This is a genomic window from Chitinophaga sp. RAB17, assembly GCF_052114225.1.
Lineage (GTDB): Bacteria > Bacteroidota > Bacteroidia > Chitinophagales > Chitinophagaceae > Chitinophaga.
The window spans coordinates 32,989-48,103 of sequence record NZ_JBFREI010000010.1 but is presented as its reverse complement, the minus strand read 5'-3'; the positions used below and the strand labels follow the sequence as shown (position 1 = coordinate 48,103).

Here is a 15,115-nt window from a genome sequence, read left to right as displayed (position 1 = left end):
TAAGCAGATGAAAATTGAAACAGAAAAAGATGATCCGCATTTTGCCGGAGACCATATATATGAAGGCAATAAAAAAGAACCCTATTCCAGGGTGATCATCCATTTGCTGATCGGGCTGTTTTTTGCAGGCGCCGGCATCTATCAATTTATCCGGATTCAAAAATGGGAAGCAGCAGGCGGCGTTATTGAAATGAACGACTTCCAGCAGCTGCTCTATAAACATGCGGGTAAATGGGGAATCCTTGCTCTTCTGCTGCTGGTGGGCGCTGTATTCTTCTACAAAGCATATGCCCGATGGAAGCGGATAAAAATGCAGGAGCGTCTGTAGATTTTCACATCAGCTGCAATTAATATAGTCAACACTTTAAAAGTCAGAACATGAGTAATTATAAATATTTCACGCAGGAAGGCAATAAATTTCATTTAAAAACCAGTATGTCCACCGCCGTTGTCCGTTCGGTGGTATGCCTGGCTATAGGCGCCACCTTGTATTTTATTATTCCGGCAGAAAAGAAAATCGGTATCTGGGCGGCATTATTATTCCTCATTTTTGCGTTGATCAACCTATTAAAAACAACCAAAAAACTAACAATTGATCCCAACGCAAAAACCGTTATCCATAAAAACCATGCCCTGAGTGGAGAAGTGATTTATCACTTTGATAATTTTGACAACTTTTATGTGCTCAGTTCCAGGTATCTCTTTATAACACTGGATAGTACCGCCTTTTTTATATTCGATCAGAATGGCAATGAGAAGCGTGTCCCTATAGTAGTAGGACTATTTAGCAAACAACCCGCGCAAAATGCGATCAATGAAGTGACAGAGATCATGGGAATTGAAGCAAATTAAGCGGCCGGTAAAAACCAATGCATGTATATTTTTGGATTTTCGACAAATTATATCCGGGTAAAAACCGTTCCGCTAACGCATGTGGCCTGCACCCATTGCCATCATAAGGGATTGGTTGAAATGACTTTACTACAAGAGGAGCAGGATGGCGTGGTTACCCAACGCCTGAACAAGTTGTCGGCAACAGTCACCTGTACATCCTGTAACCAATCTATAAGCAAAAATAATTGGCGCCCTGAAATAACAGCTGCCTTTAATGCAGCAGTAGCTACTGTTAAACTGACAACGTCTGTTAAATTCAGCAAACAAGGAAAACGCGTAATTGGTATTTTCCTTGGCTGCATTGTTTTCGTGGTGGAAATATTCGCTGCGGATAAATTGGGTATCTTAAAAAATAGTGGGAAACAAGCTTATGAGATAGGAAGCGACCATACGGAGCAATACATCAGGCATCCGCAGTCAGGAGACATTTGCCAGGTGGGTATTTTTGATGCACATGCCGGCGCCAACGCGGAGGGCAAATACACCTTGTTTAAAATTGTGACAACAGATAAGGCCAATAATACCATTGTCATGATCCCACATACCGGGCAGGTAGCTTCTCCAAATGATTTCGGCGGGCTTTCAATAGACGCCGGCAGCTTTGATGCCGCACATCCGGAAACATTTGTTTTAAAAGAATTTGAATACCACCACTTCAAAAAAGAAAATGAAGGATCGGGTGGTATAGCGCGAAACATCTATAGTATAAAAAGACCTGCCAAATAAATAGATGATAAGTATGAATAAATATCAGTTGAAAATAACACCCCATGAGCTGAGTATTAAGCCCTATTTTGGCTATATGCCCAAGATAAAGGCGTTCGCCATCATATCCGTTTTAATTTTTGGGGTAGTTCCTTTTACGGACAGCTGGCTGAACTACAATATCAGGTACACATCATACGGCATCGGTGCTATACTCATTTTTTATGCAATCTATGATTACCTGTTTAATGTCAATGTGAAATTTCTTTTTGATAAAAATGCTGAAGTCATTTACAAAATCAACGCACCATTTTTCAAACAACGTTTAATGACGTTCGAAGAAATGACGATCATCAATATATCCCAGGAACCGGGTACCATGGAATATGCCATAGGCCAGCAGAAGAAGCAGTTTATGAAAAATTATTCCATCAGTGATACTTTTACTAACAGCAGGAAAAGCAACGCCAGGGAGCAGGAATATGTAGAGCAGGTATTAAATCCCATTTTGGCATTTGTTAAAAGTGAATAAGATGTAATCGTTCGCCGCCCGATCGAACGAAGCCGCCAATCTAATATACACGCAGGGCATAATCAACAAAACCCGCTACAATAGCGGGTTTTGTTGATTATAAAAATATCCGGGTTGTAAGTGCCTGTACTTATATCAAATGGTCATTCCCTTTACTTGATTGCATATATACGGTAAATCAATTTGCCAGGTGCCGGAAAATGACCTACGCCAACAGCAATAGTATGATTGAGCCAGGCATATTTTGGAGAACTGGTTTCAAACACGGGGGTTGACCTGAAATAATATTCTGAGGTCGGAAGTTCACTGCCCTTCCCTGCACGCATTAAAGCAGAATTTGCAGCACTCGCGTAGTTATACCCGGTATAGGCGATGTAAATAAGAGCACCATCATCTGTCTTAATGGTAGCACGGACATCCATTTTAAAAGTTGTAGAATCAACAACAAGCCCCCACTCTCCACTACAGTCCAACATTTTGCCATTAATTTTATCTCCTTTTATAGCGCCCTCTTTAAACGGAAAAATAAGTCGCGTTCCTTTCAACACCGGTCCTATCGCTTGTGGTGGGTTGACGGTGATTTCCAGATCAAATAAATACGCTGATTTAAGCTCCTGTGCATTTACCTGCGCACAAAAATAAATAGAAAAGAATACAGCAAGAAAGGTTACTTTTTTCATTTTATCGTGGTTTATTTAAAATTGATTTACTAAAATTATGATGACACATAAGGAAGACACCCATCCATTAAATGTATTATAATAAATTAGTTTCCGCAATCAAAATCGATAATATAACGATTGCGTTCTCTTTTTAAACGAATAAGCCGCGCAAAATGACCGGTTTTGCGAAATAATGTTAAGCTATTGATTACAGGAAATATAACGCCTCTCTTTGAGGTTGTTTATACTAAAAAAACGGGATATAACTTATCGCTTAATTATATCCCGTTTCATTATTCAGGCAACTAATAATGCGCAGGAATGATACTGTTCGCGGTTGTTAAAACCCGATTTGTGTACTATCCGCGTTCCAATCAGTATTCAGCGATACCTTGAATCCAAAATGAGGATCTATCTCGGGTCCGAAAAGCTTACCAGTAATAATCACCTTCTTATTCCATTCATTAGTGAATCTTACTTTCCGCTCGGCCATTATATGACCGCTCCCATCCCAAGCCGTAATAGTGGCCACCATGGGCGCTGTTCTATTCAGGATAAAGCGTTCAAACTTTGTTGCACTCACCCTGACAAAAGGTTTAATGATCTGGGGCCTGTCGATGTCGGGGATAGCCGGGTCTGTGTATACCCCGTCTGTTAGACCTGTGTTAAAAAAATAATACCCACATTCTTTATCCAGGCTCACTTCAATACCCTGGTTGGCATTCGCATCCAAAATATTCACTTCTACCTTACCAACAATCCTGTCGAGCGCCCTTGCGGCCACAATGGTATCCGTATTAACGTTGATCGTGAATTTCTTATAAAATGCTTCCTTTTGCCAATACCAATTTACCACCCTGAAACTCAGGTAGGCTGAATCAAGCGGAAATGGCTTTGGTTTCCGATCCGGATAACCGGCATTTCCCAAAGTATCAGCACCATTAAACGGCATATTAAAGGGAGAAGCGAACATCACAATCGTATAAGGTCCTCCGGGCTGAAGGGAATCTTTAACGGTTCCAAAAGCACTTCCAATGGAAGACTTCTGAAATTGCCTGCTTACTTCTTTGCCGCGGTTATCATAGGCCAGGTACCAGAAATACCGGACATAACTTCCCATAGAATCAGTAGCAGCCAGCTTCGCGCTGCTATTGGGTAAATCTACGGTTTCCTGTGTAAAACCTGTTGCGCTGAATGTAACGGCTACTTTCCCTTTCGGATCAGATGTGGGAGGGTTTTCAAGAGGCTTGTCGTTCTTTGTGCAGGCAAAGAATAGCAGGCAGAGTGCAATCGCACCTACGGACATGGTTTTCATAACAATGTTTGGTTTAAAGGTTTCAAAAAAGAGATATGGTTACTCAATAAATAAAAAACATGATTACTTTGGCATGATATGGTCAGGCTACAATAAATAAAAACAATATTCTAAAATAGAAAATTTTAAGTATCTGGTATTATATTTTTGAGATGATTACAAAAGAAGTATACCTTTTTTGATTGATCATTTTTGGGGCATCCTTCAAAACCAGGCATGGATTAAGGAGGGGAACACGTTTCTTATTGTACTGCCTGAATTGCAGTACAATAAGAAACGTGTTCCCCTCCCACAATAAAAACAGAAAAACTTATCTACAACGAAAAGTAAAGAATGTACATCAGATCATGGAGTCTGTAAAGTCCAGCGTTGATTGGCACCATTTACCCAGTCCCATACCTGGATAATCCCGCCATTAACATACACAGTAGTAGAGGAAAGGTCCAAAACTTTGCCACTACCTACATTGATGAAGGCTTTACCGGAAATTTTCCACTGTTGATTGCCATACTGCAACCATGACCATTGCTGTACCCGGCCACCATTCTGATAAGCAGTGGACGCCTGTGCCTCCAGTACCTTTCCGCTCCAGACGTTTGTAATGATATAAGCCTCATTGCCCAAGGCAGTGAGTATCCATTTTTGGTTGTCTTTATTCAGGTACTCCCATTGCTGCACCTTTCCGCCATTGTTATTGATCTCTGACAATTCGACCTCCAGTACTTTACCGCTTTGTTCGTTGACGATCCTATAAGGACCACCAAGGCCGCCCACCGGCAAGCTGGCCAGTGAGGAAGCAATGGAATTACCCGGTGCGGCTCCTGTCAGTACTGGTGATTTTTCTTTTTCGGCAGTAGCCAGTGCAGCTTCCTTCCTGCAGGAAGACGTCAATAAAGCGGCGGCAAATGCAAATAATAACACGAAGTTGATTCGTTTCATAAATAGGGTTGTTTTAAAATGAAGAAAGGGTTTAATAGCTGTATAAGGTTTTCATAGCAAAAATAAGGGGGGCTACTGCAGTTACTTTACTATAGAGGGAGCGTTCATCAAGAGGTTTTCACTGCGCGCGTAACGATCGCTATCTAAATTTTGTATTTGATGCCAGATTCAATAATTGTGATTTTGTTAGCATTTAAATAAAAAAGGATACTTACCTTTATTTGTATGTTACGGACCATCTTTTTTGCTGCTATTTTAATGTCGGGCATGACTGTAAATGCACAGATAGACTCATCTTTCGGGGCTATGAATGGCACAGAATCGGCCTTCGGACACCCTTACCCGGTAAGCGATACCAATAACATCCATAAGAAATGGTTTGTTACAAAATACGCCGGCGTTTCTTCTGGCTTTGTAGCATTTAAAGGAGGGAGCAGCTCCTTCCTGTCAGTACCTCTGGCATTGCAGATTAACCGTCAACTGACCAATAACCTGTATGCATTCGGAGGCATATCGGTAACACCTTCTGTTTTCCGTTACAACAGTGTGCCTTATCAACCTGCGATTAACAAGGGCAATAGCTTTATGCAGACGAACAACTTTGCCGCCTATTCGGATGCTAAAATAGGCGTCATGTATATCAATAATGATAGAACCTTCTCCATTTCCGGTAGCATTGGCGTAAGCAGAGGCGGCTACAGTGGCTATTCTCCCTTTTATGTCCCGGTGTATTCTCCTGTACGGGGAAATACTCAACGATAACATATTTAGTCTTTAATTGTGTGTACACTGCTTAAGAAAGTAGAATTGAATTTGTATGAAATGGATCACCCGTGAGCGACCCAAAATCGACAGACTGGCCTGTCCCTGGCTTATCAAAAGATTTGTAGACCAGGAGGCAGAGTTTATATACGTCCCCTTCAATGAAGTACTGCCCAAGGCTGCTGAATTGAATGCCACCCCATTTGATCTCGCTGGTGTTGAGTACACCCATTACGACGATTTATGCACCTTTGATTACATCATAAAGAAACACAATATCGATGATCCCGCTATTCATGCCCTGGCCCCTATAGTTCGGGGGGCCGATACAGACAGACATGATCTTGCTCCCCAGGCTGCTGGTTTATGGGCTATCTCCGCAGGTATGGCGCACGATGAGCCGGATGATTATCAATTGCTGGAGAAAGGAATGCTGTTGTATGATTCCCTGTACAGCTGGGCCAAATACCTGCAGCATGTAAAGCATACCCAACAACCCTTCGAGAACCAACTACTGGACATTTTCAAGAAATTCCTTCAGGATGAAAAGGATAGTAAAAAGGTGCCTCATTGGGCAAAAGAACTAAAGGAGATCATCCAGGACCAGATAGATACTAATCTCAACCTCAGCCTGAAAGGATTATCCGAAACATTACAAGTCCATCCCGCCTACCTTTCAAGGGAGTTTTCCAAATATTTTGATGATCTCACCTTTGGAGATTACATCCGGAAACTACGGATAGACAAAGCTATTCAGCTACTCACCCATACTTCCCACTCCATGACGGAGATTGCTTATCTGACTGGTTTCTCGGATCAGAGCCATTTCACCCGAATTTTTAAGACCCATACCGGTAAAAGTCCATCTGCCTACAAAAAAAGTTTGCTGAAAAAGTAAAAACTATACAAAACCTTCGTTTTCATTCTATTTATTAATAATGGGTAATCCGACTTTGTAGCCAAATAGAGCTATCAATAAATAGTAATGGACAATAATAACACCGCAACTTATAGCCTGCGTCAATTAGTATTCTATTTTCTTGGGTTAGGCAGCTGGGGCTTCGGTGGCCCTGTTGCGCTTGCAGGTTACATGCACCGTGACCTGGTTGAAAAAAGAAAGTGGATCAGTGAAGAAGATTATAAAGAAGGGCTGGCATTAGCCCAGCTCGCCCCCGGCCCACTGGCTGCACAGTTGGGCATATACATTGGATATGTACACTATCGTATCCTGGGGGCAACACTCGCCGGTTTAGCATTTGTGCTCCCATCGTTTATGATAGTGGTCACCCTGGGATTTATCTATACTCAGTGGCAGGGTATTCCCTGGATGCAGGCAGTATTTTATGGGGTTGGTGCAGCGGTCATTGGCATTATCGCTATGAGCGCCTATAAACTAACCCGTAAATCAATTGGTACAGATAAGTGGCTGGGCGCCATATATCTCATGACAGCCGCATATACAATATGGAAAGAAAATGAAAACGTGTTGCTTTTCCTCGGCGCCGGCATTATTTACTGGTGGGTGAAATCTCCAAAGAAGAAAATTTCTCTTCCGAAGAAAAAAGCCGGAGAACTTATTAAATCTTTTTCATTCCCGCTATTGTTCAATTTTTCATTCGGCGCATCCGGTAATACACTCTGGCAGATCTTCTTATACTTTACTAAAGCAGGAGCATTGGTTTTTGGTAGCGGTTTAGCTATCGTTCCATTTCTCTATGGCGGCGTGGTAAAAGAACACGCCTGGTTGAATGAGCAGCAATTCATGGATGCGGTGGCGGTAGCCATGATTACTCCCGGCCCGGTGGTAATAACAGTTGCATTTATCGGGTTCCTGGTTGCCGGCTTTGCTGGCGCCTGCATGGCTGCTTTTGGCACCTTCTTTCCCTCTTATGTTTTTACAGTAGTGCCTGCACCTTATTTCAGGAAATATGGAAAACATCCCGGCATAAAGGCTTTTGTGGATGGTGTTACCGCGGCTGCCATCGGCGCCATATCCGGTGCGGTGATTGTACTGGGTAAAAGATCGCTGGTAGATATTTACACGATTGCCCTCGCCATCATCACCGTGATAGTGCTATTGCGATTTAAAAAATTGCCTGAACCCGTGATCATATTAGTGGCGGCCGGTATCGGACTTTTACTAAAGCATATTCAATAACCACCCATAAATTCAATGAAATGAGAAAGGTACACTGGCTTACAGTCTCCGGGAAAATAAAATATTGAAAAATTAATGGATGCCAACGAAGCCTTGGGAACGTTGGATAAACGTTAAGGGTTATATTGCAGAAACTTCCAAAACACAGATGGTAACGGCTGAAGAATACTGCCAGAAAGATCAGATAAGACTACTTTAAATAACTAATAAATGAACGTTTACCATAAGCAGGTATGGATGTATGGTTGCTTAATCATGCTGTCTTTACCCGTTATAGCGCAACAAAGGACAATCCATATTAAGGAGCTACTATCCCTGGTACAATCGCAGCCACAGGTAAAAGCATATGAGCAACAATCCCAGGCGGCACAGTATAATGTAAGTCTTGCGAAAAACTCCCTGATGCCGGAACTAACAGCTGGTTACCAGGCGGGATATGCCACCTACAATAATATCATCGGGGTAAGCTATCCAGGATTAATCTCCCCTATGACTGGCCCTCCTTCTGCCGGAAATGTATATGATCCGGTTCCCGGTACTGCCGTAGCTGCCTTGCTGAAGTGGAACCCACTCACCTTTGGGCAGCGACAGGCGGCTGTTGAAAAGGCAGCAGCGCAATATAAACTGGCGGGCACTTATTACAATGATGCACTCTTCCGGCAACAGTTCCTTGCCATAACATCCTACCTGAATGCCGTGTATCTCCATAAGCTCCTGCAGAGTTATGAAGCCAATATCGAACGCACTAAAGTTGGATTACAACAATCACTGGTATACGCACAGCAAGGCTTGCGGCCGGGTATTGATACTACCCAATTTCAGTCAGTGCTGGCCCAGGCGCAAACAGATCTGATGACAATACAGCGTCAGTACTATGCAGAAATTTCTGAACTCACGCGGATAACTAATTTACCTGAAAAGCCGGATGGTATCGTATTATCAGATACTTTGCTGATTAATCATTTGCCTGTTGATGCAGACACATCTTCCGGCTTTGCTTCCCACCCTTCCCTTCAGTACTATCAGACTAAAAAAGAGGTCAGCGAAGCTGCGCTCAAAGAAATACAACGTGCATGGCGGCCTAAACTTGATCTCTGGGCCAATGCCTTTGCGCGTGGTTCCGGTGTGCAGGCAGATGGATCTGTTAACAAAGCAGATGGCTGGTCTTTATCCCGTAGAAATTATGGTGCCGGAGTACAGATAAGTTTTCCCATCCTGCAATTTTCACAGGTAAATCTTCAGAAAAAGCAGTACAAGTTACTCCTTAAATCAGACGAGGCACAATTAGATCAGGTAAGACTAAACCTACAGAAACAAAAAGAAACAGCACAATTTAATTACGAGCAGAATTTGTCTATTGCACAGCAATCACTGGTACAGGCCCACGCTGCACGTTTCGCCTTTGATGGGTTGAAACTTAGTTATGAAAGTGGTCTGATAGATTTTACAAGGCTGATTCAGGGACAATATGATCTGCTAAAAGCCGAAGCTGGCGAAGCCAATACCTTTTTGCAGGTATGGCATTCCCTGTTGGAGCTGGCCGCAGCAAATGGTAACCTGAATGTATTTACAGATAAACTGAAATAACGATACGCTCTTTATGAAACTAATCATTTCGGCATTAAGGCATCCCGTCACCATACTGGTAGCCGTTATTGCCATCCTCTTTTTTTCTTTCCTGTCTGTCCGCAATGCGAAGGTGGATATATTTCCCCGCCTTGGTTTGCCGGTAGTATATGTTGCACAACCCTATGGCGGGCTGTCGCCCGAACAGGTAGAAGGATTTGTTACTTCCTACTACGAATACCATTTTCTATACATTACAGGTGTTAAATATGTAGAATCTAAAAGTGTTCAGGGTGCTGCTATTATAAAAATAGAATTTAACGAAGGCACAGATATGAGTCAGGCGATGGCGGAAGTAGTTGGTTATGTGAACCGTGCAAGAGCGTTTATGCCGCCAGGTACAGTACCACCATTTGTTACCCGTTTTGATGCTGGGAGCGTTCCTGTAGGACAATTGGTTTTCAGTTCAGAAAGCAGATCATTAAGTGAGATATCAGATTTAGCCTTGTTTAAGGTACGACCCATGTTTTCTACATTACCAGGTGTATCTGCTCCTCCACCATTCGGGGGTAACCAAAAAACAGTGCTGATTACGGTAGATCCTGAAAAGTTGCGGGGACATAATCTTTCACCTGATCAGGTGGTGCAGAACATTGCCAAATTTAATACCATCTCCCCCGCTGGTAATGTTCGCATCGGTGATACCACCTATATCACTCCACAAAACAGTGTCATTGAAACCTTGCAGGACTTGCAGAATACGCCGCTGCAATTAGGTGCAGGTCCGGCAGTATATGTGAAAGATATTGCCAACGTGACGCTGGGTGCAGACGTTACCACCAGCTATGCGCTTATTAACGGTAAACGATCTGTTTATATTCCGGTTACCAAACGTGCAGATGCCTCTACCTGGGATGTGGTACAGAGAGTGAAAGCAGCGTTGCCGGATATGCAGGACGCCATACCAGCAGATATTAAAGTTACTTACGAATTTGACCAATCAGGATACGTTATTAACTCGCTGAAAAGCCTGTTGTTTGAAGGTGGCTTAGGAGCCATACTTACAGGCTTGATGGTATTGCTGTTTCTTGGTGATCGCCGTAGTGCACTGATTGTTATAATGACTATCCCGCTGGCCCTACTCTCTTCCACCACACTATTATATCTCACCGGTCAGACAATCAATATCATGACGCTGGGAGGGTTAGCCATTTCTGTAGGAATACTGGTGGATGAAGCCACGGTAACGATTGAAAATATACATCGTCATCAGGAAATGGGTAAAGACAAAGCCCGTGCGATTGCAGATGCCTGTCGGGAAATAGCCGGACCCAAACTGCTGATCTTACTGAGTATCCTGGCCGTTTTTGTACCTGCCATGTTTATGACTGGTGTGCCTAAAGCCATGTTCCTACCACTGTCATTGGCTGTAGGATTCGCTATGATAGCATCATTCCTGTTATCTCAGACTTTTGTACCGGTGGTGTCCAACTGGTTACTGAAAGATCACCTGGATAACAAAGACAGACAGCCCGATAAAGGATTTTACTATAAAATAAAACAACGGTATGCTGCCGCGGGACAACGGTTTCAATCGGGTTTCGGCTGGGTAACAACATTATTCCTGGTTATTTCAGTCGGACTGGTTTTGCTCCTATTTTCATTTACAGGAACAGAACTATTCCCGCAAACCGACAGCGGACAAACGCAGGTCCGCTTGCGCCTTCCTGTTGGTACGCGCTTCGAGCGAACAGAGGATGCTACCCGGCGACTTTTATCTTTGTCCGACAGCATTGCCGGCAAAGGAAATACGGAGATTACATCGGCCTTTATCGGAACACAGCCTTCCAGCTTCCCCGTAAACTATATTCATTTGTGGACAAGTGGACCACAGGAATCGGTTACTAAAATAAAACTGAAGAAAGGTATTATTCCCATCACCGTTTTCAGGGAAAAACTACGGGCTGCTATTGCCAAAGAAATTCCTAAAGCAAACATATCATTTGAACCGGGTGATATCGTAGAACAGGTGCTAAATCTTGGTAGTACCAATCCGATAGAAATAGCTGTGGTGAACCGTAATCTGGCAGAAGGCAGAAAGACAGCACAGGAATTATTAAATAAATTGTCTGCCATTCCTTCCTTACGTGATCTTCAAATATCTACGCCATTGGATTATCCGGCCATCCGGCTAGAGGTAGATAGGGTAAAAGCAGGACAACTGGGCATTTCAGGAGAACAGGTAGCCCGTTCAATTGCAATAGCCACTTCGTCCAGTCGTTTTACCACGCCTAATTACTGGCTGGACAAAACAACCGGTACTGCCTACCAGGTACAGGTGCAATATCCTGAATATCGTATGAACAGTACCGCACAGCTGGAAGCTATTCCAATATCCGGAGGCATTGGCAATACGCATTACCTGAGTGAAGTGGCCACCTGGAAGCGCACTATTGTTGCAGGAGAATATGACCGGCTTAATCAGCAGCGTTACATTACTATTACAGCGAACGTCCATAAACAGGATGCAGGAACCGTTTTCAGTAAAGTAAACAAAATGGTTTCCGGTATGGGAAAACTTCCGAACGGCGCCAAAATCCTGCTACGCGGTCAGCCGCAGTTACTGGAGCAAACGCTTACCAGTCTGCAATTTGGATTATTGATAGCAGTGATCGTCATCTTCCTGGTAATGGTTGTTTACTTTCAATCCTTCCGGGTTGCACTGGCTACTTTATCCATTATACCGGCGGTAGTTGCCGGTTCATTGTTGTTCCTTTTAGTTACCGGCAACTCTTTAAATATTCAGTCATATATGGGTACGATCATGGCGGTGGGCGTAGCCATTGCCAATGCGGTGCTTTTTATTACAAACGCTGAATTTAACAGGAAAGAAGGTGTTCCCTTCGGCCACATGCGGGCAGCCGAAGCGCGTTTACGTCCTATTTTAATGACAAGTGCCGCAATGATAGCAGGAATGATCCCGATGGCTTCAGGCATTTCGGAAGGAGGCGATCAAACAGCTCCGTTGGGCATCGCAGTAATTGGAGGACTCCTATTCTCCGCTATCGGTGTATTGTTTTTTCTGCCTCATGTATATCAACTGATCATCGGGAGAAGGCCATTTAAGTATGTTTCTTTAGATCCGGATGATGCAAACAGCACACACTATGATAAACAGTAATAAAAATAAACTCAATTATATGCGATCCATCGCGTTCATTAGTGCCATTATAATATTAATGGCTTGCGGTAACGTACAGAAGCAACCGGAAAAAGAAAGCGCAACTGCCGCGCAGGATACTGTGCCGGTATTTGTTTTGAAACATGATACCGTTAAAAAAACGATCGAGTTACCAGCAGAACTGATTCCATACGAAAATGCAGAGTTGTTTGCCAAAGTACAGGGCTTTGTACGTGCCATGAAAGTAGATCTGGGCGACCGCGTGAAAAAAGGACAAACACTGGCCATTATAGAAGCACCGGAAGTTAACAGCCGGTTTGCAGAATCAGAAGCAGCTTTGCAGTCCGCTAAGGCTAAATGGGCATCCAGCAGAGATAATTATGATCGGTTATTTCGGGCGTCCCAGGCCAAAACACCCGGTATTGTAGCCCCCGTGGACCTGGAGCGTAGTCGCAATGTAATGCTGGCGGATAGTGCTACATATGTAGCTGCCAGTAAACAATCGCAGGCCTATAAAGAAGTGTCCGGATACCTCTATATCACCGCACCTTTTGACGGTGTAATCACTGCCCGTAAAGCCGACCCCGGATCGCTGGTAGGTTCCAATGCCATGTTACTCACGGTGCAGAATAACCGGACCCTGCGCCTTCGTGCAGCGGTTCCCGAAATCTATACGGCTGCTGCCAGCATGTCAAAGAATATCGATTTCCGGGTAGATGCTTATCCCACACAGCGTTTCAAAGCAGTGCTTACCCGCAAATCAGAAACGATTGATCCCGGCACCCGCACTGAGTTATGGGAATTCCAGGTGGATAACAGTGATCGCTTACTCAAAGCAGGTTCCTTCGCTTATGTAAAGATTGCCCTGGAACGCGGTACGTCATCATTCATCGTCCCTTTTGCAGCTGTTGCCACCACCCAGGAAAAGAAGTTTGTGATTCGTGTTAATCAAGGCAAAGCAGAATGGGTAGACATCCGGCAAGGCATGACTGTTGATGCAGGCATTGAGATATTTGGAAACCTATCAGTTGGCGATACACTGTTAAAGAAAGCGACAGATGAAAGAAAACCAGGTAGCACGGGCCTTTGGGTATTGAAACATTAAGGTCAATAATGCAATATTTTTTTATTGCCTGCTATCATATGTATGCTGCCCAAAGACCAGACAATATCACTGTTACAATAATATCAGCTATCCGGGAACGCCTTCTTATGCTGGCATTCCCGGATATTTTTTTATCCATCTGCCTTCCTGGCCATTATTCTTCAGCGGTATTTTTCATTTTCATCAGAAGGGAATAAGCACCTTTAACCACAATTTGTTGGTTGACCAGATTATCGGCATTTGCTGTTATAATTTCAACGTAACCACTCTCATGGCTACCTGTCTTGACCGCTAACATCTCAAAAATGTTATTCTCTTTCCTGCAAAAAACAAATTCCTTATTTTCAAAACGTACCACCGCAGCTTCCGGCAATGACCAGGTACTGTCATTCGCGGTTTCAATATCTCCATTCATGTATGTACCCGGTATCAATGATTTATCATACTGCTCAAAATGACAATGTACCTGTACACTTCTTTCTGAAGAAAGGTCCTGACCAATAAGAATAATCCTGCAATTATATTTTTTCTCAGGATTGGTATTATTATAGGCTTTTACCGTTTGACCAATAGCCAGTTTGTTTAAATCTTTTTCAAACACTGTCAGCGCCAGGTGAATATCTGTAGGATTTACAATTTCGAATAACACGTCCGATGGATTTACAAACTTGCCTACGTTCACATTCACTTTAGATACGAAGCCATTTATAGGAGAATATATATTTACACTTCTTGAAATACTGTTTTCATCAAGTTTAGATGCATTGATCCCTATTAACTGTAATTTTTCTGCTACCGATTTGTTCAGGATTCGCATACTTTTAAACTCGGCTTCGGTTTGCTCAAATAGCTTATCACTGGTCGCTTTACTTTGATTAAGCTCCCGCTGACGATGATACTCTTTTTCGAGGTAGGCCAATTTCGCCCTGGACGTAAGGTAATCCTGTTGTAGCTGAATAAACTGCTGATCTTCCATTACTCCTATTACAGCTCCTTTGCTTATGTGCATACCGGGTAAAAGGTTGGTCGATTTAAGAAACCCGCCCAACGGAAAACTAATGCTAACCATATTCTGCGGTGGCACATCAATCTGTCCGTTTACTTTAATGACAGCGGATATACTGCGTTTCTCCAGGTGCGCTGCAATGATACCAGCGTTTTTCAACTGGGCATCCGTCATTTCAATGAGATTTTCTTTACCGGCTACTGGCGCTTTTTCTTCTTCTTTAGGTTTGCTGTTACATGCCGCTAATAAACAGGATGTAGCTATTATGACGATAAACTGTTTCATGAATT

General features: G+C 43.2%; 14 protein-coding genes. 10 read left to right on the top strand and 4 right to left on the bottom strand.

Features of this window, described 5'->3' with window-relative positions:
* Positions 1–7: 7 nt before the first annotated feature.
* The 4 genes from AB4Z08_RS26955 to AB4Z08_RS26940 are packed head-to-tail and all read left to right on the top strand — an operon-like array spanning position 8 to position 2,131.
* Positions 8–328: a hypothetical protein gene (locus AB4Z08_RS26955; RefSeq protein ID WP_441576891.1), complete on the top strand. Its 321-nt coding sequence runs from the start codon at positions 8–10 to the stop codon at positions 326–328.
* Positions 329–378: 50 nt separating this feature from the next.
* Complete coding sequence (locus AB4Z08_RS26950) at positions 379–852, top strand: hypothetical protein (RefSeq protein ID WP_441576890.1); 474 nt, start codon at positions 379–381, stop codon at positions 850–852.
* 21 nt (positions 853–873) lie between these two features.
* Positions 874–1,620: a hypothetical protein gene (locus tag AB4Z08_RS26945; RefSeq protein WP_441576889.1), complete on the top strand. Its 747-nt coding sequence runs from the start codon at positions 874–876 to the stop codon at positions 1,618–1,620.
* A gap of 13 nt (positions 1,621–1,633) precedes the next feature.
* A complete protein-coding gene (locus AB4Z08_RS26940; protein ID WP_441576888.1) occupies positions 1,634–2,131 on the top strand; it encodes a hypothetical protein in 498 nt (165 codons plus the stop codon).
* A 152-nt stretch (positions 2,132–2,283) separates the two neighbouring features.
* Here the strand turns inward: AB4Z08_RS26940 and AB4Z08_RS26935 are convergent, their stop codons facing one another.
* The 3 genes from AB4Z08_RS26935 to AB4Z08_RS26925 all read right to left on the bottom strand — a co-directional run bounded on the left by AB4Z08_RS26935 (position 2,284) and on the right by AB4Z08_RS26925 (position 5,047).
* Entirely contained in the window at positions 2,284–2,811 is a 528-nt protein-coding gene (locus tag AB4Z08_RS26935) for a DUF3237 domain-containing protein (protein WP_441576887.1), read from the bottom strand.
* A gap of 322 nt (positions 2,812–3,133) precedes the next feature.
* Positions 3,134–4,108: a hypothetical protein gene (locus AB4Z08_RS26930; RefSeq protein WP_441576886.1), complete on the bottom strand. Its 975-nt coding sequence runs from the start codon at positions 4,106–4,108 to the stop codon at positions 3,134–3,136.
* A gap of 345 nt (positions 4,109–4,453) precedes the next feature.
* Entirely contained in the window at positions 4,454–5,047 is a 594-nt protein-coding gene (locus AB4Z08_RS26925) for an RICIN domain-containing protein (protein ID WP_441576885.1), read from the bottom strand.
* A 225-nt stretch (positions 5,048–5,272) separates the two neighbouring features.
* On the opposite strand from AB4Z08_RS26925, the gene AB4Z08_RS26920 reads away from it, so the two are divergent.
* The 6 genes from AB4Z08_RS26920 (at position 5,273) to AB4Z08_RS26895 (ending at position 13,819) form a co-directional block, all read left to right on the top strand.
* Entirely contained in the window at positions 5,273–5,809 is a 537-nt protein-coding gene (locus tag AB4Z08_RS26920) for a hypothetical protein (protein ID WP_441576884.1), read from the top strand.
* Between the two features lie 55 nt (positions 5,810–5,864).
* Entirely contained in the window at positions 5,865–6,707 is an 843-nt protein-coding gene (locus AB4Z08_RS26915) for a chromate resistance protein ChrB domain-containing protein (RefSeq protein ID WP_441576883.1), read from the top strand.
* Positions 6,708–6,794: 87 nt separating this feature from the next.
* The gene (locus AB4Z08_RS26910) at positions 6,795–7,967 is read left to right on the top strand and encodes a chromate transporter (protein WP_441576882.1); all 1,173 of its coding nucleotides are present in this window, start codon (positions 6,795–6,797) and stop codon (positions 7,965–7,967) included.
* 210 nt (positions 7,968–8,177) lie between these two features.
* Positions 8,178–9,554, top strand: a complete 1,377-nt coding sequence (locus tag AB4Z08_RS26905; protein ID WP_441576881.1) for a TolC family protein — start codon at positions 8,178–8,180, stop codon at positions 9,552–9,554.
* Positions 9,555–9,567: 13 nt separating this feature from the next.
* Positions 9,568–12,714 carry an efflux RND transporter permease subunit gene (locus AB4Z08_RS26900; protein WP_441576880.1) on the top strand — a complete coding sequence of 1,049 codons (3,147 nt, stop codon included), beginning with the start codon at positions 9,568–9,570 and terminating at the stop codon, positions 12,712–12,714.
* A gap of 19 nt (positions 12,715–12,733) precedes the next feature.
* A complete protein-coding gene (locus AB4Z08_RS26895; protein ID WP_441576879.1) occupies positions 12,734–13,819 on the top strand; it encodes an efflux RND transporter periplasmic adaptor subunit in 1,086 nt (361 codons plus the stop codon).
* Positions 13,820–13,973: 154 nt separating this feature from the next.
* On the opposite strand, the gene AB4Z08_RS26890 is transcribed toward AB4Z08_RS26895, so the two are convergent.
* On the bottom strand, positions 13,974–15,110 hold the full coding sequence (locus AB4Z08_RS26890; protein ID WP_441576878.1) for an efflux RND transporter periplasmic adaptor subunit: 1,137 nt from the start codon (positions 15,108–15,110) through the stop codon (positions 13,974–13,976).
* Positions 15,111–15,115 lie beyond the last annotated feature (5 nt).